The sequence below is a fragment of the Paenibacillus sp. NRS-1781 genome, assembly GCF_050467745.1.
Classification (GTDB): Bacteria; Bacillota; Bacilli; order Paenibacillales; family Paenibacillaceae; genus Paenibacillus; species Paenibacillus terrae_A.
The window spans coordinates 154196-172966 of sequence record NZ_JBITPI010000049.1 but is presented as its reverse complement, the minus strand read 5'-3'; the positions used below and the strand labels follow the sequence as shown (position 1 = coordinate 172966).

Here is an 18771-nt window from a genome sequence, read left to right as displayed (position 1 = left end):
TTACGGATACAGACGATACAGCATACGTGGGAACGGAATCGTTTCACGTACATGATCGAGCCCACAAATCCATGCTACCGTACGCTCCAGTCCCAGTCCAAAGCCGGAATGCGGAACGGTGCCGTAGGTGCGCAGATCCATATACCATTGGTAAGCTTCACGCGCCAGGTTATGCTCGTCAAAACGTTCTTCCATCAAGGATGGATCATCAATCCGTTGGGAACCCCCGATAATTTCGCCGTAGCCTTCAGGAGCGATCATATCGGCGCACAATACAACCTCTGGACGAGTTGGATCAGGCTTCATATAAAATGCCTTAATGTGAGTCGGCCAATGTGTAATGAACACTGGCTTGTTGTATCTCTCAGCAATAGCCGTTTCATGCGGAGCGCCAAAGTCCTCGCCCCAAGGGATATCGAATCCTTCTCCTTGAAGGAAAGCAATCGCCTCATCATACGTAATGCGCGGGAATTCTCCCTGAATTGGCTCCAGCTTCGAAACATCGCGTCCAATCGTTTCAAGCTCTTTTGCACAATTTTTCAGCACTGATTGTACGATATGACTCACAAACTGCTCCTGTACGCGCAAAGATTCCTCATGATCTACAAAAGCCATCTCCGGCTCGATCATCCAGAACTCAATCAGGTGACGACGTGTTTTAGACTTTTCCGCACGGAAGGTAGGACCAAACGAGTATACCTTGCCAAGCGCCATGGCTGCCGCTTCCATATACAACTGTCCGCTTTGTGTCAGATAAGCATCCTCGTCAAAATATTTGATATGGAACAGCTCTGTTGTGCCTTCTGCGGAAGAAGGAGTCAAAATTGGCGGGTCCACCTTTGTGAAGCCATTGCCGTTAAAAAATTCCTGTACCGCACGGATAATTTCCGCCCGTACGATCAGAACCGCGCGTTGCTTGGCGGAACGCAACCACAGGTGACGGTGATCCATCAGGAAATCTACACCGTGTTCTTTTGGCGTGATCGGGTAGTTTTCTGTCAAATGAATGATTTCGATGCCCGTTACCGTTAATTCAAAGCCGGATTGGCTACGCGGTTCTTCGCGCACAACTCCGGTAACATACAAAGAGCTTTCTTGTGTCAAGGATTTGGCATCATTCCAAATGTCCTCGGACACCTCGCTTTTCACGATAACCCCTTGAATATATCCGGTACCATCGCGCAGTTGCAGGAACTGGATTTTACCGCTTGATCGTTTATTATTTACCCAAGCGCCGATTGTAACCGTTTCCCCTACATGGCGGCCCACTAGGGCAATCGTACTTTTATTCGTCATGACCGTCTCTCTCCTCTTAACCGAAAATCAAACAGCCCTTCCCCCTGGGTCAGGCTGTTTGCTCTCGCTGTTTGGTACATACGGAACCTATTTAAGTGATAGCCCGTATGTATAAAGTTTAAACTTCGGGTCGAACTACTGAACCAGACGGTACGTGTCGCGGGCAATAACCAGTTCTTCGTTCGTCGGAACGATCAATACATCAACCTTCGAATTTGCTGTTGTAATCCGGCGAGGCTCGCCAGAACGAATAGCATTCAACGATTCATCCAGCTCGATACCGAGGAATGTCAGTTGCTCCAACACTCTCTTACGCAGAACGACGGAGTTTTCGCCTACACCTGCCGTGAATACGATCAGATCTACCCCATTCATTGCTGCGGCATATGAACCAATGTATTTGCGCAGACGGTATTCATACATTTCAAATGCCAATGTAGAATTAGCTTCGCCTTTTTCCATACCTTCCGTGATTTCACGCATATCACTGCTGATACCGGAGATAGCTAAAAGTCCACTGTGCTTATTCAGCATGGAATTGACTTCATTGACGGTCAATTCTTGCTTGTTCATCACATAAGGCACGATTGCTGGGTCCAAATCACCACTACGTGTCCCCATCATAAGTCCTTCCAGTGGAGTCATACCCATGGAAGTATCTACGGACAAACCGCCTTGAACCGCTGTTACACTACCGCCGTTACCGATATGACAAGTGATAATTTTCAACTCTTCCAAAGGACGACCGACGAATTTGGCAGCTTCCTTGCTTACATAATCATGGGAAGTACCGTGTGCGCCGTAGCGACGAACCTTGTACTTATTGTACAACACTCTTGGAATGGCGTACATATAAGCTTTTTCAGGCATCGTTTGATGGAATGAGGTATCAAATACAACAACCTGCGGAACATCCGACATATTCAATTCAGCCGCTTTAATCCCCATCATGGAAGCCGGGTTATGCAATGGCGCAAGGTCGAACAAGCGGCGGATTTCACTCTTCGCTTCAGGCGTTACAACCGCTGACTGCTTGAAGATTTCGCCTCCATGAACAACGCGATGTCCCACAGCCTGAATTTCGCTAGTGCTGGAGATTACACCATGTTCCGAATCTGTAAGTGCATTCAGCACTTTACGGATCGCTGTAGTATGCTCCAGAATTTCGCTAACCTCAGTGTATTCTTCTTTGTTGGTTGGCTTATGCGTCAGGATGGATGAATCCATACCTATGCGCTCGACCAAACCTTTTGCCAGAACGGACTCGTCCGTCATATCATACAGCTGGTATTTCAGGGAAGAACTCCCTGCATTAATTACGAGAATTTTCATACCCGGTCACCATCCTTGTCGTACTTAAAGAAGCCTTCGCCCGATTTCACGCCCAGATTACCTGCACGCACCATTTTCTTCAGGACGATGGACGGACGATATTTCAATTCGCCGAATTCACGGAACATGCGCTCCAGAGCAGCCAATACGGAATCCAGACCAAAGCGGTCAGCCATTTCCAAAGGACCGTTTTGGAAGCTGTAGCCGATTCGCATAGCATCGTCGATATCTTCAGCGGAAGCTACGCCCTCTTGAAGAACGTGAGCTGCTTCATTAATCAGCAGGCAAATGATACGGCTTGTTACAAAGCCCGGGGATTCATAAATCATTACCCCTTTTTTCTCCACTACTTCTTCAACAAACATTTTTGTGTTTTCAAACGTATCGTCCGAAGTTTTCAAGCCACGAATAATTTCCACAAGATCAATGCGGGATACTGGATAGATAAAGTGCATACCAATAACACGCTCAGGATACTTGGTCGAGCTGGCAAGCTCGGTCAGGCTCAGCGTGGATGTATTACTTGCAAGAATAATGTTGTTTGGACACACATAGTCCAATTCTTGGAAAATAGCTTTCTTCTCGTCCAGATTTTCTGTAATGGTTTCAATGACCATGTCACAGCTTCCAAGTTCAGCCAAATGGGAAACTTTCTGGATGCGGGATAAAATCAATTTTTTCTCCGCTTGTGTGATTGCCCATTTTTCCAGTTGCTTGTCCAGACTCGTTTCAATCATATTGTAGGCGTAGTCTAGTTTCTCTGGTGTCTGCTCTACCAGCAGCACATCAATTCCTTTGGACGCGAGCATTTCAGAAATACCCTGTCCCATGGTGCCGCCGCCGATGACGCCGATTTTTTTAAATTGCATGGTTCTTTACTCCACCCTTTCCTAGTCACTCTCTTATATTGTATCCTTCTTTGTCGAAAAATACATGTTTATGTCCCAATAGCTAATAATATCTTAGCACGGACTAAAAGTAAAAAAAAATAACCAGCACAAAAAATTATGCTGGTAATAGAGCATTTTCACTAAATTGACATCTAAATTGATCCCCGGACAGGGTTTCTTCCTTCATAAGGATGTCAAGAGAGTTGTCGAACACTGGACGATGCTTTTCGAGCAGCTCCAAAGTACGGTTATGGAGGTCGTCCATAATCTCACCATTTTCGCGCATGAGCTCTTCTTTCGTTACCATTTCCATGTTAATAATGCCAAGTGAAGTCAAACCGGAAGTCATCATCGTATGAACAATGTTCAGCGCCTGCTCAAAATCGTTGCTAGAGCCTGTACTGCGACCGCCATAGTACATTTCTTCCGCCGTAGCTCCTGCGAGCGAGATCATGATCTGCTCCTCCAGAAACTGCTTGGTATACAAATAATGCTCTTGCTGTGGATTGTGCCGCACATAGCCGAGCGCTTTCCCACGCGGGCTGAGCGCTACCTGGCTGACACTGCCCGGACGAACGATTTCAGCCATAATAGCATGTCCCAGTTCATGAATCGCTACACGTTTTTTCTCTTCCAGCGTTGATTCACGATCCGTTTTCTCACCCATCATCACCTTGTCAATCGCCATCGACAGATGCTTTTGCGCAATCGTTTCCTGTTCCTGTCTCATCGCATAGATTGCCGCTTCGTTCATAACACTTTCCAGCTGTGCACCGGAAAACCCGTAGGATTCCTCAGCAATTTTGTCCAGATTCGCATCTTCCTGAATCGGTTTGTTTTTGGCATGGATTTTAAGAATATGAAGACGGCCCTTCTTATCTGGCAAGTCCACTTGAATATGACGGTCAAAACGCCCCGGACGCGTTAGGGCGCTGTCCAGCATTTCTTTACGGTTTGTAGCCGCAATGATCAAAATGCGCGGAGTATCTACTGAATAGATGCCATCCATTTCAGTCAGCAACTGATTCAAGGTTTGGTCATATTCACGTTGCTGTCCACCCTCACGCTTGCCGCCAATCACGTCGATCTCATCAATAAATATAATAGCATTTTCCTTCTTTTCCTTGGCTGCACGAGTACGAGCCTCCCGAAACAGCTCACGGACACGGCCTGCACCAACACCTACGTACATTTCAACAAACTCACTGCCTGAAGCGGCAACAAATACAGAATTGGTATAGTGCGCAGCTGCCTTTGCCATCAGTGTTTTCCCGGTCCCCGGAGGGCCTGTAAGCAAAACACCTTTTAATGGACGAATGCCAAACTTGGAAATTTCATCATGACGATTCAAAAAATCCAGCGCTTCACGCAGCTCCTGCTTGGCGCTTTCTTGCCCGCCAATTTCCTCAAAAGTCAGCTTGTCCGGGCCATTCTTTTTACGTTTACGTTCTTGCCCGGCCCCTACAGCCAAGCCTCCACGTGCATGCATGAGCATTAACAAGCCGCTGAGCATCAAACCTACGATAAGAAAAGGGATAATATTCACCCCGATAAAAATGAGAAATATAATGGTGACCGGCACAATGCCGATTAGTGTTTCCTTGATCCATCTAGGCATTAGGCCATACCCCCATTTGCTGAGATTGACGTGGCAAAACGATAAACTTGGTCGCTTTGCCTTCGCTGAGTCGGATATAGACGTTGTTTGAATCCATATCGGTATCGGCCTCGATACCGGTTTTTTTCTTTTTCATCTGCTCAACGGTAGATGAAATTTGAGTGTATTTTTTATTCTCCATCGCTTCAGCTACCGGAAACATGGCCTCAGACCACCACTGGTTCAACGCTGGATTGGAATGATCCGCAATTTCCAGCTTAACTGTACGGCTGCCAATGATGGACTGTCCTTTTTGCTTAAATACATTGACTAATCCGGCGACATCTGCCTGCGGTTTGAGATCCAGATTCAAAACAACCTGATCCGGTTTAATATCTATTTGAGCGCTTGTGACGCCGGGATATTGGGAAACCAGTTTTTCCAGAGGACTCTGCATTGTAACCTGACGGTAAATGAACCACCCTCCGAACAACAGCGATGCTGCCAGAACCGCCGCAACAACGATAGGAACTGCACGTAATTTCAAATAACATCCTCCTCTCAAAATGTAAAACACAGAAGACACGGGACGAATGTCAACACATAAACCAGACTGCATGATCTATAGTGATCAGCAGGTCTTTTTCTATCATTTTTGTCTATCACTTATAAATTATAGTATATCATAACGTATATCTAATATCGAAGGCAATGTGTGGGGGAGTTGGGGGTAGGCAAAATCCTTGGTTATGGTGAGACGCTCCGTGAATGATTTGATCTTACGATCGCTGTTGCCATGGGATTCTTTTGATTATATAAAACATTTAACGGTTAGAATCCCATGACAAAGGCGAACGCTATCGCTTCTCCAGATTCAAATCCTCCACTCCACTCCGCTGCTGCACAGTCATAAAGATGAATTTTGCCCTAGGAGGGCAGTTGGGTAGGTAGGCAAAGATGCTTCGCTGGCTTGCAGCCAAGCTTCGCGAGGGGTGTTAGCTAAAAAGACGTAAATACGAAATTCCATCGTATTTACGTCTTTTTAGCGTGTAAAACCCAAAACGGAGATAAACGCAGCGGCGTCCGTGCCTTCTTACACCAGCTCTAATGAAAAGAGTGGTGCTTGGAGTGGCATCATGGCGGTCAGCCAGCGGAATGAGCCATTGAATCTGAAGAAGCAACAGCGATCGTAAGATCAAATGGACTACGCAGCGCTCCTAGCACTCCCAAACCACCATCAGCCACTCCCCACAGCACTCTAATAATTAGGCAAAATATACTTTATCCCCATCGCTCCCCCATCCGAGAAGCGATAAAAGGTATAGTAATGATGACTGCCGTCATCGTAAAACAACTGCCACACATATTGACCGTTAAACACACTCGGCTCAAGTCTTACAATATCTATACCTGGAAGCTGTTGCTGGATCATGGCTGTCATTTTTTGCTCGTCGACTCCGTTTTTCAGTAGCTCGGTATGAACACTGCTATTATCTGCGACAGGCACATTAGGTTGACCCTCCACTTTTTGAAAAGGGACCCACACCATAATATTTTCATTCTGAGCATTTTTCCCTTGAACTACCCAGTATACCTGATCCCACACCGACTTCCACGTCTGAGTCGTGGTAACCAGACCACCCGATTGTTTGGCCTTTACGATAGCGGCATTTCTCTCAGTCACCTGGTCTTGAGTAACATAGGAATAATACCAGAAAATGCTGACCAGGATCAGTATGACGGCCAGAATGGCGACCACTATCCATTTTTTCTTATTTTTCAAACCTGTGCTTCCTCTCTAAGGGGATGTGACACCTGAATTAGCGCGACAGCAGCCCTTCAAAGGCGGCTTGTGCCTCATGCTTGATACGTTCCTCATCCATAGTCAGGCACTCACCGTTTTTCACAACCTGACGACCGTTAACCCATACATGGGCTACGTCTTTGGCGCTTGCAGAGTATACCGCATGGGAAATGAGATCCGTACGCGGCAAGAAATGAGCCTGATTGAGATCAAGCGCGATAAAGTCAGCCTTGTTGCCTGCTGCCAGCGCCCCTACCTCATTCAAGCCAATCGACTTCGCTCCGTACTCCGTTGCTAGACGCAACGCCTCACCCGCAGGAACTGCGGTTGGGTCGCCAGATACTCCCTTGTGAATGAGTGCAGCCAGACGCATTTCCTCGAACATATCCAGGTTATTGTTACTGGCGGGACCGTCTGTTCCGAGAGAGACAGTAACGCCTGCACGGAGCAGATCAGGCACTCTTGCCACACCGCTCGCCAGCTTCAAGTTGCTGCCCGGATTATGCGAAACCGCTACACCACGTTCAGCCAACAAAGCTATTTCTTCGTCATTCAAATGAACAGCATGGGCAACAAGCGATGGACGGGAGAAAAAGCCGAGCTTATCCAAATGCGCAACCGGGCGCAAGCCGTAGTCGCGTACGTTTTGCTCTACTTCGGCAATCGTTTCGGACATATGCGTATGCAACGGTAAGTCCAACTCATGCGCAGCCTGCACGAATTTTTCGATAAACGCAGGCGGACACGTATACGGCGCATGCGGAGACATCATAGTCGTAATGCGACCGTCTGCTTTTCCATGCCAATTACGCGCAAAATTCACAGCCTCAGCCAGCTTGATCCGCTGCTCTTCCTCCGAACATAATCCAATCGTTCCACGCATCAGACTGGCACGAATGCCGGACTCTTCAGCTACACGAGCCACCTCGTCCATATGATCATACATGTCCAAAAAGGTGGTTGTACCACCTTTCAGCATTTCCAGCACGGACAAGGACGTACCCCAGTACACATCCGTAGACGTAAACTTGGCTTCCATCGGCCACATTTTTTCCTGAAGCCATACTTGAAGAGCCAGATCGTCCCCATGCCCGCGCAGCAGAGACATCGCCGCATGACCATGTGTATTAATCAGGCCAGGTAAAAACAGCAGCCCGTTACCATCAATTGCTTCCGTCTCTTCCTCACCCGCTGGCAAAGTCTCGCCAATATAGGTAATGCGGCTGTCCTCCACGATCATATAGCCGTGGATTACCCCCGCTTCCGGTCTGTTCACGGCAAAAGAGCCGTTCTTAATCATCCATTTATTTTCCATCATGTTGCATATCTTCCTTTCCGTCTTCCAAATAATAAGCGAGGCTTAACAAATCTGTTGTAAAATCTGTGACATGTATTCGAATATTTGCTGGTGCTTTGAGAGTGGTCGGGGCAAAGTTCAAAATCGCTCCAATCCCGCTATTTATGAGCCTGTCAGCCACGTTCTGAGCTTCAAAATCCGGTACGGTAATAATCCCGATCCGAATGTTTTGTTCCTTCACGGTCGCTTCCAGTTCATCCATTGGCTGTACGACCAGCGTATTGATCTTGGTTCCGACCTTATCTGGCACAGCATCAAATACTGCTACAATTTTCATATTGTCTTTTAAATAAGCATTATAATTCGAAAGGGCTTGCCCCAGATTACCTGCTCCGACCAATACCACGTTAATTTGCTGATCGATTTTCAGGATATGGCGTATTTTCTCGATAAGATAAGTAACATCATAGCCGATACCCTTACGGCCAAAATCTCCAAAATACGCTAGATCCTTACGAATTTGAGCCGGATTCAAATCCAGTCTTTGTCCTAACTCCTGGGAAGAGACCGTAGCCACCTCCCGTTTGTGCAGTGCATTCAGATAACGTAAATATACGGGTAACCTCCGTACGACAGCCTCTGAAATTTTATCTGATTTCATACATGCTCCCCCTAATTGTAACGGATATATATAGATGTCCGTCCGTTATACCTCTGTCTCCGGGGCGGATTGGAGCCACTCGGCGATACGGGGCACCATTTGCTCCGTCGGCATATGCTCCATTTTTGGTCCCGGTAACGAGTACAAAAAGTGCTTCCCGTAATAGGATTCGATCACACGCGTATCATAAACGATAACAACCCCGTGGTCGCTCGCGGTACGTACCAAACGTCCAAATCCCTGTTTGAAGCGAATGACAGCCTGTGGAACAGACAGCTTCATAAAAGGATTTTTCTTCTGCTGCTGGAGCAGCTCACTTTTAGCCTCCAGCAGCGGGTGATTGGGCGGTTGGAACGGCAAGCGGACGATAGCCAGACACGTCAGCGCCTTGCCCGGAATATCGACGCCTTCCCAAAAGCTGCTGGTTCCCAGCAACACAGAAGCTTTAGCTTCCTGAAAACGTCGGGTCAGCTTGCTGCGACTCCCACTGTCCACGCCCTGCCCCAGCACGGTGATGTCACTGGATGCTAACGCCTCCTTAAGCGGCTCATACACCTGCCGGAGCATGCGATAGGAGGTAAAGAGAACGAGCATTCTCCCCCGCGTCGCTTGGGCAGTCGCACCTAGCGAGCTGACGAGCATATCTACAAAATGCTCATCTCCTACACTGCCCTTCACGCTCGGGAAATCCCTTGGAATGACTAGCAACACCTGATCCCTGTAGTTAAAGGGTGACGGGAGCTGCGTAGTCATCAGCCGCCCTTGATCTGCGGCCTCCTGCAAGCCGAGCTGATCGGTCATGTACTGAAACGACTTATCCACCGACAAGGTAGCAGACGTCAGAATAATGCTCCTTTTCTTGTCAAAAAACATTTCTTTCAGCTGGCGGCTCACATCGACGGGCACCGCATAAAATTGTAGCGACTTGCTGCGGAACTGTCCGCTCGCTTCGAGCCAATATACGGTCGTCTCATCATCCATCCGCATGAAAAAGCGCAAGCTTTCCCTAATGCCTGCCAAATCCTTAAGCAGCCCCGTAATATCTGTAATGAGGCTGTCAGCCGCATAATCGTCATGTTCTTCCTTCACATCGAGCATCAGCTTGTCGCCCCTGCGCAAAATTTCGCTCATCGTTACATAAAGCTGATTTTCCAGCGCAGCAGCCTGATCCCACTTGGCAGGCTTGGCCGACGGCTTGAGACGGGAAGAAAACTGCCCTGTTTCGCCCGGTGTCGCATCACTTCGCTCCGGCAGCATGCCAAACAGCTTGTCGCTCAGCAGATCCCAAGTCTCCTTGACCTCCAGCACGAGCGGATACAGTTGGTCAATGGTAGAAGCCCAATCGGTCGATTTCTCATGCCCCGACTTTGCCAACTGCTGACGCAGCGAAGGCAATTGTCCGTTCTTGCTGTCCTTGAACAACCGGGTCAGCGTATGCACGAGTGTGAAATATTTCATATGCATGCCCAGGTGCTTACCAGCGACTTCCTCCAGATGATGCGCTTCATCAATGACCAGATGCTCATAGCTCGGCAACAGCTGATGACTCGCTTTTACGTCCGTAAAAAGCTTGGAATGATTCGTAATGACCACATCGGCTATTCCCGCCTCGTGGCGCGCACGATGATAAAAGCATTTGCGAAACCATGGACAAGAACGACCAAGACAGGACTCTGAATCACTGGCCACCGTTTCCCAAAAATCTCCGCCACGATTGCTCAGATTCAATTCTTCATCATCACCGGTTTCTGTTAACGTCAGCCAGACAATCATCTGGGCCGCTGTAATTAAATCTTCCTTCGGCGTTGCGAAGTCTCTTCTGTTTATTTTATGTTCAAACTTACGCAGACACAAATAATGTCCCCGGCCCTTAAAAATGGCAGCCCGGAACGGGAAAGGGATCACCTTGGTCAGCATCGGAATATCACGCTCGCGTAATTGCTCCTGCAGGTTGATCGTATGCGTACTAACCATGACTCGCTGTCCATTTTTCACACTGTGATATAGCGAAGGGAGCAAATAACCGAGGGACTTGCCTGTCCCCGTACCCGCCTCGATCAACAGGTGCTTGTCCTCACTCAGCGCCTGATTGACACCCTCAATCATTTGCGTCTGCGCTTCGCGTTCCTCATATTGGCTCAAGGATGAACGTAAATTGTCTCGCACATCATCCATGTATTCCTCAAAGGAAACGCCTGCCAGCGGATTGGGATCGTCCTCTCTGCGAGGGGCATTTAGCTCCGTCCAATCCTCTACCTTCAGCGCAAGCTGACGAAAAAACTGATGACCTTCCAAATCCTGAATAGGATCATGCTCTTTGTCTTCACGCACCCCGTCCAAAAACCATCCGAGGTCACTGTCTTCCTCCGCGAACAAATCGCTGAGCCGCTGTATCGTAATCAAAGGCAGCGCGTGAAGCTCATCCAGACATTTTAAAAACACTTCAGCCGTAGCCAACGCATCGCTGTCTGCCTGATGAGGTCGGTCATGCGCCAGCCCGAACTCAGAAGAAACAAAACCCAACTGATAGGAAGATAGCGATGGAAACATGATTTTCAGAAAATCCATCGTATCCAAAATTCTTCCAGTAAACGGCAAGTACCCGCACCGATCCAAAGCGTTTTGCAAAAAATTAAAATCAAACGCCACATTATGACCGACCAGCACGACATCGTCCAGCATAGGCACAAGCTCCATCATCATCTCTTCAAGGGCAGGAGCCTCCTTGACGTCATCGTCTGTAATCCCGGTCAACCCGGTAATAAAAGGCGGAATGGATCTGCCAGGGTTCACATAAGAACCGTAAACACGGGAAATGCTGTTATCATGATCTATAATTGCAAGTCCGACTTGAATGATGTCATCCGCGGACTGGGTGCCTGTCGTTTCAAAATCCAATACCGCAAATTTCATTCGGGCTTAATCCTTTCTTTTGACACATACAAAAATAATAACTCTGTATAACAGCATATCAGAAGATCGCCTGTTTGGAAATTAAGGCAGCCAAAAAAGACGATGCACACACCGCCTGTGAAGGTGGGCATGCCTCGTCTCAATCGGAAGTCTGACAACTACAGCCAGGTCATCATGGAGCTGTCGTACCGAAGCATTTCGGCACCAGACAAACAGGCCTCCATATTGTGCAGCGGCTCGAGCAATGCAGGATCGAACTGATGCGCGAGAGCAAAACATTTTTGCGCCTCCTCTACATCAGCCTGCTTCGCCATAAGACAGCCCAGAGCATTATAGATGACCGCTTTCAGCCCGGACTGCTCTGTCAGGTGCAGCACCTTCTGAAATTGGCTCACAGCCTCCGCTGTATCCTCCAGTTGAAAATACGCCATCCCCATATACATACGGCTCTGCCAGCTGTTCGGAAAATGCTGTAGCACCTGTTCAAACTGACAGATGGCCTCAGGATACATGAGCAGTTGGTAATACCCTTGACCCCGAGTAAAGGCTGGCAGCTCCTTTTCAGGCAGTGCCTTTTCAGATAGCTCCGTGCCAGACATACAAGACTCTGTGGAAAAACCGGCAGCCCGCAGGCGAACCATTTTTTCCTCAAAGGCCAGCCATTCATCCATAATTCCATCACTCATTCTCCGCAGCAAACTCCAGTGCTGTAGCAACTCCTGCCTGCGGGAGCCCTGGGCTGATGGGTAATGCTTCACGATATCATCTAACATGCTGTTCATTTCTGCGAATACATGCTGGAACATGTGCATCCCGCCCTTACGAAAGATGGATTAATACACTCACATCTTTCGCTTAAAGGGCGGGTTTCATCCGTACTCCCATTCATTACAAGATCGTGGCGTGTACTTCCTTGTTGGCCGTTTGGGCCGGTTTATTATGTTCATCGACGAATACAACGGTCGGTTTGTATGTTTTGGCCTCTTCATTCGACATGGAAGCGTAGGAAATAATAATGACCGTATCTCCAGGCTGCACCAGACGCGCTGCTGCGCCGTTGAGACAAATTACGCCGCTGCCACGCGGTCCTGGAATAACGTAGGTTTCCAGCCGGGCTCCGTTGTTATTGTTCACAATTTGTACCTTTTCATTCTCCAGCAGATCGGAAGTCTCCATTAAATCCTCATCAATGGTAATACTACCCACATAGTTGAGGTTGGCTTCGGTAACCGTCGCCCGGTGAATTTTGGATTTCATCATCGTTCTAAACATGGGAGAGCACCTCCGCCTTCTGTATTCTTATATTGTCAATCAGCCGGGTGTTCCCAAACTTTACAGCCAGGGCTACAATGATGTCTTCTTCAACATCGCTTAGCCGCTGCTCGGGAGGAAGGGGCTCCAGGCCGGGGAAGGTTAAGATTTCAATGTAGTCAATGTCTGCCAAAGGTGAAGAAGTAATAGTGGACTCCACCATTTGGTACAGCTGAAGGATCGTAAGCGAGTTTTGCACAACATCCTCGCTCACTTCACACACCTTACGCAGTGAATGTGACAGTACCAACGCCTGCTCTCGCTGTTCCGCGCTCAAATACACATTACGCGAGCTGAGGGCCAAACCGTCGGCCTCTCTGACGATGGGGCAAGGAACGATGGTGACATTCATATTGAGGTCGGTCACCATCTGCTGGAGCACCGCTACCTGCTGCGCGTCCTTCATGCCGAAGAAGGCCAGATCAGGACCTACCATATTAAAAAGCTTGGCAACCACGGTGGTCACACCGTCAAAATGCCCTGGACGTGAAGCACCACATAACCGATCCGTTAAAGAGGATACGCGAATTTTCGTACGGGTTGGCTGCGGATACATTTCTGCTACAGTTGGCAAAAATACGATATCCACACCTTCACGCCGCGCCACCTCCAAATCACGCTCTTCATCGCGGGGGTAGCTGTCGAGATCTTCATTAGGCCCGAATTGAATCGGGTTGACGAAAATGCTCAGTACCACCGTATCTGCCATTTCACGCGCTTTGTGCATTAAACTTGCATGGCCTTCATGCAAATACCCCATCGTCGGCACAAAGCCGACTGTATGTTGCTGTGTAGCAGCACCAAGCTGCCGACGTTCAGCAATTGCCTGTCGAAGCTGAGCCACTTCTCTTACGATAATCATGACCGAGATTCCACCTTTGCCTGCTCTATCTTGTGTCCGTAGAGAGCCTCTACAACGCTGTCGTCGGCGCTGAACACATGCTCTTTAGCCGGGAAGGCTCGTCCCTTCACATCGCTCACATACTGCTCAATGCTGGTGCGAATCAAGCCGCCAACATCGGCATAGGTTTTGACAAAACGTTTGTTGTAATAAGGTGAAGCATATTGAATCAGATCGTGATAAACAAGCACCTGACCGTCACATCCGCGTCCTGCACCAATTCCGATGGTCGGAATGGATAGTTCTTTGGAAATAGCCGTTGCCACTTCCTCAGTCACCAATTCCAGCACGATGCCAAAGGCACCCGCCTGCTCCAGCGCCTTGGCGTCTGCCAGCAGCCGCCGTGCGTCCGCTTCGTCCTTGCCTTGAATGCGGTAGCCGCCAAGTTGATTGACCGACTGTGGTGTAAGACCGATATGACCAAGTACGGGCACGCCTGCCTGAACAGTCGCTTTTACGACGTCGGCAATCTCTGTACCGCCCTCCAATTTGACAGCATGCGCATGTCCTTCTTGCATCAGCCGACGGATGCCCTGAAGGCTTTCCGATACGCTGCTGTGATATGTCATAAACGGCATGTCCGCTACAATAAACGTATGCTCCGCGCCTCTGGCTACCGCTCGGGAATGATACACGATGTCATCCAGTGTTACGGGAATGGTCGAATCATAGCCGAGTACGACGTTGCCCAGCGAGTCACCCACGAGAATCATGTCAATTCCCGCCTCTTCGGCTATTTTAGCCGAGGGATAATCATAGGCGGTCAGCATACTCAGCGGAATGCCCTCCTGCTTCATTTTTTTCATTTTCACAATATTCAGTGCTTGCTTGCCTGCCATGGTACATGGCTCCCTTCCATCTTTTTTTGGCACAAAAAATAACCTTTTATGAGCGCCTGTACAATTGCGTCATCAAAAGGTCCGAACAGCCAAAAAAGACACTCATTTTGAGATCGTCCCTTCTGTCTCGGTCCTGTTCGGCTCAGAGCAGAATCCAACGTAACCTTCAAATGAAGTTATGATGGTCTAACTTGCTTGCAGTGGTGGAGCATGTGCCCCGGAGTGCAGCTCGGACCGTCCGATGCCGCCTCCTGCACAGTATAACAAAAAACATCCGCTTTTTCACGTGAAATTTTGCATAGAAAAAGAACAATTATAGTCGCTATGCTCAGCTAAGGCTACCCCTGCAATTGTACATCACCGGAAACGACCTGTATTCGCTCTCCTTGCTTCGTTTCAATCACTAGCGCACCGGAAGGGTCCAAACCAACGGCTGTACCTTCCACCGCTTTTCCTTGTCCCGTATGTGCCCGCACGAAGCGATTCATCGTCACGGATAGCGCCTCCCACAGCATAGCAATAGGCTTAAAGCCCTGATCCGCATATAGCGCACATAGCTGCTCCATCTCTTCGAGCACAGCGACAATCAGTGCAGTACGATCAATTTCGCGACCAGCCTCTATTTTCAGGGATGTCCCCAACCGTGACAGCTCTTCTGGGTAATCCTCTGTATTTAAATTAACATCAATGCCAATACCTGCAATACAGTAGCGGACCCGTTGATCCTCTGTTGCAGATTCCAGCAGAATACCACACACTTTGCGCCCATGAACAAGCAGGTCATTCGGCCATTTGATGCCAGCTTCCACACCCGTCAACCGACGAATGGCTCTGCATACCGCTACGCCTGTAAGCAGCGTTAACTGTGGAGTGAAGGCCAAGGGCTGGCTTGGTCGCAACACAATGCTCATCCAGATGCCTTTGCCCCGAGGTGAAAACCACTTTCGGCCCAAACGTCCCCGGCCCGCCGTCTGTTCCTCCGCCAGAACTACCGTCCCCTGCTGTGCACCCTCTTCTGCCAGACGCATCGCATCCTGCTGGGTAGAGACCGTCGAGTCCAGCACAACTATACGTTGTCCGAACGATTGGGTATTTAGCATATATGCCAGTTTAGAGACTTCCAGTCGATCGGGTCGGGACACAATCCGATAACCCCTACGCGAGGAAGCTTCAATGTTGTAGCCCAGCTCACGCAGTTTGTTGATCTGCTTCCATACGGCTGTACGGCTCACCGAGAGGCGGCGGCTGATTTCCTCCCCGGATACATAATCTGATGTATCTTCCTCCAGTATGCCTAACAGTCTTTCATGATTATTCACTGCTCATCACCCGTTTCGCTTCTTGAAGCAATGCTTCTGTTACATTTGGAATATCTCCGCAGGCGGTCGCCAGCAAAAGTCGTTCCATTGTCTGACCGAGCCAAGGACCACCCGGTTGATTCATCGCCTGAACCAGTTCATTTCCTGTAATATTTAAATCTTTGATACGAACGACTGCGGTTTGCTTCGTCCACGCTTCTGCCAGTTCAGCCATTCTCGCTACTTGCTTTTCTGCCTGTGGCGGTAATTTGCGGAACGAAGCAGGCAGTGTTTTGTAAAGCTCAAGCCAGTCTGACGAGGTATCCCGTCCCCATTTAATTAACAGTCGAATCCAACTACGGCGTAGCGCCTCATCGTTGATTCCTTCATCTTCCACTGAAGTGGAACTGTCTGCTATCCCAACAGCCCTGTCCGTTAGCTCACGCTCCCATTCTAACAGATGTACCAGCCGCAAACGTACAGCGTTGGAGAAAGTCCATGCTCTTAACAGCTCATCCGCTGCCTCTGAGGTAAGTCTGCAAGACAGCAGCAGCAAACCCCATCGTAGTTCTTCCGGCAGTTGTACCATCCCGCTAAGCGCCTGTGCTTCACATTGTTCCCAGGGAACGGGAGCCTTCGTACGCGCGAGCAAGCCGCTGCGACCCAGCATTTCCAGTCCACGCAACGGGTCCGGTCCTGCCAGCATCTTTTCCAGCTCAGCCCGCACGCGTTCCATCGCAATGTAACGAAGTCCCTCTTTACGACGGATCATGCCTTTCCATGTGTTGTAGGCTATACGAAACCGGAATACGGAGGCAAAACGAATGCAACGCAGCATTCGCAGCCCGTCCTCTTCGAAACGTTCCTCGGCTCGTCCCACACAACGAACAATAGCGGCGCGTAAATCGGCTTTCCCTCCGAACGGGTCCACCCTTTTCCCTTGTTCATCCATTGCAATCGCGTTCATCGTGAAATCCCGCCGCATCAGGTCTTCGCGGATATCCTTCACGAAAGCGACTTCTGTCGGACGGCGATGATCGGTATAACCGCTCTCTGTTCGAAAAGTGGTCACCTCGAACGGATGCCCGCCCTGCATCACCGTAACCGTCCCATGCTGAATTCCAGTCGGAATGACATGGGGGAACAGTGCTATGACCTGTTCCGGTTCAGCCGATGTGGTCATATCCATATCATGAATAGCGCGTCCTAATAGTTCATCCCGCACACAACCGCCGACCCAGTAAGCCTCGTAGCCGGCTGTGGTTAGCGTATGAATGACTTCCTTTCCATGAAGAGCCATTTCCGGATCAGCATATTGCCAAGTGTTTATTTTCACAGGGTTTCCCCCTTTGCTTATAAAGTTTTCAAAAGACTTAACATACAAAAAACGGACGCGAGTCCGCCTTCTTAAACGCTCATCGGTTTAAGATCCGGCACCTCGCGTCCCAACACACGGTAATATATTTCCTCATAATGACGGGTAATCAGCTTATCACAGAATACAGTACGAGCCCGCACCAGACAGGCTTCACGAAAACGCTCTGCCATCGCTTCGTCCGATAACAGCTGCACCGCATATTCCGCCATCCTCTCCGTATTGCCGATTTCAGCAAGATAACCTGTACTCCCGTGAACAACCAGCTCAGGCACTCCTCCTGCCTCGGAACCAATCGTTGGTACTCCACAAGCCATCGCTTCCAGTGCAACCAGTCCAAAGCTTTCTTTTTCCGATGGAAGCAGCAGCACATCCGCCATGGAAATCACTTCAGCGATCTGATCCTGCTTGCCCAAAAAGAATACTTTATCCTGCAAGCCCAAGCTTTCAATTTTGCAGCGAATTTTTGGAAGGTCGGGTCCTTCCCCAACCAACAGCAGCTTTGCAGGTACTTTGCGTTGCACTCTTTCAAATATATCCAGCACGTCCCCCACTCTTTTGACCGGACGGAAGTTTGAAATGTGCATCATAATCTTTTCATTAGGCTGGGCAAAATCTCTCCGTAGCGCAGCTGCATCCCGCGGATAATACACTCTTTTATCCACAAAATTGTAGGTCAAATCAATCGGGCGTGTAATCTCCAGCGCATCTATCGTCTCCCGAATCAAATCCTTCGAAACCGCTGTTACCGCGTCACTTTTGTTAATCGCTAGCCGGATTAGATCCTTCAAAGATTCATCCTGCGCCAACACCGTAATGTCCGTACCGTGAAGCGTGGTTACCACTTTGAGATGGTCACCCACCATTTCTTTGGCCAAATAAGCACATACCGCATGCGGTACGGCATAGTGAACATGGAGTACATCCAAATTTTTCATTTGTGCGACCTGAGCCATTTTGGTCGCCAGCGACAGATCATAAGGCGGATATCTGAATACATAATAGTCGTTAACCTCAACCTCATGATAAAAAATATTTTTTTGGAATTCCCCGCCTAATCTGAACGGAATACTGTTGGCAATAAAATGGACCTCATGCCCTTTTTCGGCAAGCAGCTTGCCCAGTTCTGTAGCCACTACGCCGGAACCGCCTAACGACGGATAGCAGGTAATTCCGATTTTCAATTTGTCATTCAAGTTAAGCTGCCTCCTTCCGTCCACCGGTAATGACTTTTCAATGTCGGTGCCGCACCAATCA

Annotated in this window: 16 protein-coding genes; all 16 read right to left on the bottom strand. The window is 48.9% G+C overall.

Annotated features, from left to right (window positions below):
• The 16 genes from asnS to bshA all read right to left on the bottom strand — a co-directional run bounded on the left by asnS (position 1) and on the right by bshA (position 18710).
• Positions 1-1296, bottom strand: coding sequence for an asparagine--tRNA ligase (gene asnS / locus ACIFO6_RS18970; RefSeq protein WP_430042844.1), 1296 nt, complete (start codon positions 1294-1296; stop codon positions 1-3).
• A gap of 135 nt (positions 1297-1431) precedes the next feature.
• Complete coding sequence (locus tag ACIFO6_RS18965; protein ID WP_430042842.1) at positions 1432-2628, bottom strand: acetate/propionate family kinase; 1197 nt, start codon at positions 2626-2628, stop codon at positions 1432-1434.
• Positions 2625-3497, bottom strand: a complete 873-nt coding sequence (locus ACIFO6_RS18960; protein WP_430042840.1) for a 3-hydroxyacyl-CoA dehydrogenase family protein — start codon at positions 3495-3497, stop codon at positions 2625-2627. Before ACIFO6_RS18960 ends, ACIFO6_RS18965 begins: the two co-directional genes overlap by 4 nt.
• Positions 3498-3633: 136 nt before the next feature.
• Complete coding sequence (locus ACIFO6_RS18955; RefSeq protein ID WP_430042839.1) at positions 3634-5136, bottom strand: AAA family ATPase; 1503 nt, start codon at positions 5134-5136, stop codon at positions 3634-3636.
• Positions 5129-5662: a hypothetical protein gene (locus ACIFO6_RS18950; RefSeq protein WP_430042838.1), complete on the bottom strand. Its 534-nt coding sequence runs from the start codon at positions 5660-5662 to the stop codon at positions 5129-5131. Before ACIFO6_RS18950 ends, ACIFO6_RS18955 begins: the two co-directional genes overlap by 8 nt.
• A gap of 711 nt (positions 5663-6373) precedes the next feature.
• Positions 6374-6898 carry a DUF5590 domain-containing protein gene (locus ACIFO6_RS18945; protein WP_430042837.1) on the bottom strand — a complete coding sequence of 175 codons (525 nt, stop codon included), beginning with the start codon at positions 6896-6898 and terminating at the stop codon, positions 6374-6376.
• 37 nt (positions 6899-6935) lie between these two features.
• Positions 6936-8237 (bottom strand): amidohydrolase, encoded by a 1302-nt coding sequence (locus tag ACIFO6_RS18940; protein ID WP_430042834.1) that lies wholly within the window; start codon positions 8235-8237, stop codon positions 6936-6938.
• Positions 8224-8877 carry a redox-sensing transcriptional repressor Rex gene (locus ACIFO6_RS18935; RefSeq protein WP_430042832.1) on the bottom strand — a complete coding sequence of 218 codons (654 nt, stop codon included), beginning with the start codon at positions 8875-8877 and terminating at the stop codon, positions 8224-8226. Before ACIFO6_RS18935 ends, ACIFO6_RS18940 begins: the two co-directional genes overlap by 14 nt.
• Before the next feature lie 45 nt (positions 8878-8922).
• Positions 8923-11790 carry an ATP-dependent DNA helicase DinG gene (gene dinG, locus ACIFO6_RS18930; protein WP_430042831.1) on the bottom strand — a complete coding sequence of 956 codons (2868 nt, stop codon included), beginning with the start codon at positions 11788-11790 and terminating at the stop codon, positions 8923-8925.
• A 158-nt stretch (positions 11791-11948) separates the two neighbouring features.
• Positions 11949-12596, bottom strand: coding sequence for a tetratricopeptide repeat protein (locus tag ACIFO6_RS18925; protein WP_430042829.1), 648 nt, complete (start codon positions 12594-12596; stop codon positions 11949-11951).
• Between the two features lie 82 nt (positions 12597-12678).
• Positions 12679-13062, bottom strand: a complete 384-nt coding sequence (gene panD, locus ACIFO6_RS18920) for an aspartate 1-decarboxylase (RefSeq protein WP_430042828.1) — start codon at positions 13060-13062, stop codon at positions 12679-12681.
• The gene (panC, locus tag ACIFO6_RS18915) at positions 13055-13963 is read right to left on the bottom strand and encodes a pantoate--beta-alanine ligase (RefSeq protein WP_430042826.1); all 909 of its coding nucleotides are present in this window, start codon (positions 13961-13963) and stop codon (positions 13055-13057) included. The genes panD and panC overlap by 8 nt, the downstream gene beginning before the upstream one ends.
• Positions 13960-14841 carry a 3-methyl-2-oxobutanoate hydroxymethyltransferase gene (gene panB, locus ACIFO6_RS18910; protein WP_430042825.1) on the bottom strand — a complete coding sequence of 294 codons (882 nt, stop codon included), beginning with the start codon at positions 14839-14841 and terminating at the stop codon, positions 13960-13962. The genes panC and panB overlap by 4 nt, the downstream gene beginning before the upstream one ends.
• Before the next feature lie 338 nt (positions 14842-15179).
• Complete coding sequence (locus ACIFO6_RS18905; protein ID WP_430042824.1) at positions 15180-16160, bottom strand: biotin--[acetyl-CoA-carboxylase] ligase; 981 nt, start codon at positions 16158-16160, stop codon at positions 15180-15182.
• On the bottom strand, positions 16153-17475 hold the full coding sequence (locus ACIFO6_RS18900) for a CCA tRNA nucleotidyltransferase (protein ID WP_430042822.1): 1323 nt from the start codon (positions 17473-17475) through the stop codon (positions 16153-16155). Before ACIFO6_RS18900 ends, ACIFO6_RS18905 begins: the two co-directional genes overlap by 8 nt.
• Before the next feature lie 71 nt (positions 17476-17546).
• Positions 17547-18710, bottom strand: coding sequence for an N-acetyl-alpha-D-glucosaminyl L-malate synthase BshA (bshA, locus tag ACIFO6_RS18895; protein WP_430042820.1), 1164 nt, complete (start codon positions 18708-18710; stop codon positions 17547-17549).
• Between the last annotated feature and the right edge of the window lie 61 nt (positions 18711-18771).

Excerpts from the sequence above, each read along its gene's own strand:
- ACIFO6_RS18940 (WP_430042834.1), bottom strand. The coding sequence starts at position 8,237 with ATGATGGAAAATAAATGGATGATTAAGAACGGCTCTTTTGCCGTGAAC.
- asnS (WP_430042844.1), bottom strand. The coding sequence starts at position 1,296 with ATGACGAATAAAAGTACGATTGCCCTAGTGGGCCGCCATGTAGGGGAA.
- ACIFO6_RS18960 (WP_430042840.1), bottom strand. The coding sequence starts at position 3,497 with ATGCAATTTAAAAAAATCGGCGTCATCGGCGGCGGCACCATGGGACAG.
- ACIFO6_RS18935 (WP_430042832.1), bottom strand. The coding sequence starts at position 8,877 with ATGAAATCAGATAAAATTTCAGAGGCTGTCGTACGGAGGTTACCCGTA.
- ACIFO6_RS18925 (WP_430042829.1), bottom strand. The coding sequence starts at position 12,596 with ATGTTCCAGCATGTATTCGCAGAAATGAACAGCATGTTAGATGATATC.
- ACIFO6_RS18955 (WP_430042839.1), bottom strand. The coding sequence starts at position 5,136 with ATGCCTAGATGGATCAAGGAAACACTAATCGGCATTGTGCCGGTCACC.
- ACIFO6_RS18965 (WP_430042842.1), bottom strand. The coding sequence starts at position 2,628 with ATGAAAATTCTCGTAATTAATGCAGGGAGTTCTTCCCTGAAATACCAG.
- dinG (WP_430042831.1), bottom strand. The coding sequence starts at position 11,790 with ATGAAATTTGCGGTATTGGATTTTGAAACGACAGGCACCCAGTCCGCG.
- panD (WP_430042828.1), bottom strand. The coding sequence starts at position 13,062 with ATGTTTAGAACGATGATGAAATCCAAAATTCACCGGGCGACGGTTACC.
- panB (WP_430042825.1), bottom strand. The coding sequence starts at position 14,841 with ATGGCAGGCAAGCAAGCACTGAATATTGTGAAAATGAAAAAAATGAAG.
- panC (WP_430042826.1), bottom strand. The coding sequence starts at position 13,963 with ATGATTATCGTAAGAGAAGTGGCTCAGCTTCGACAGGCAATTGCTGAA.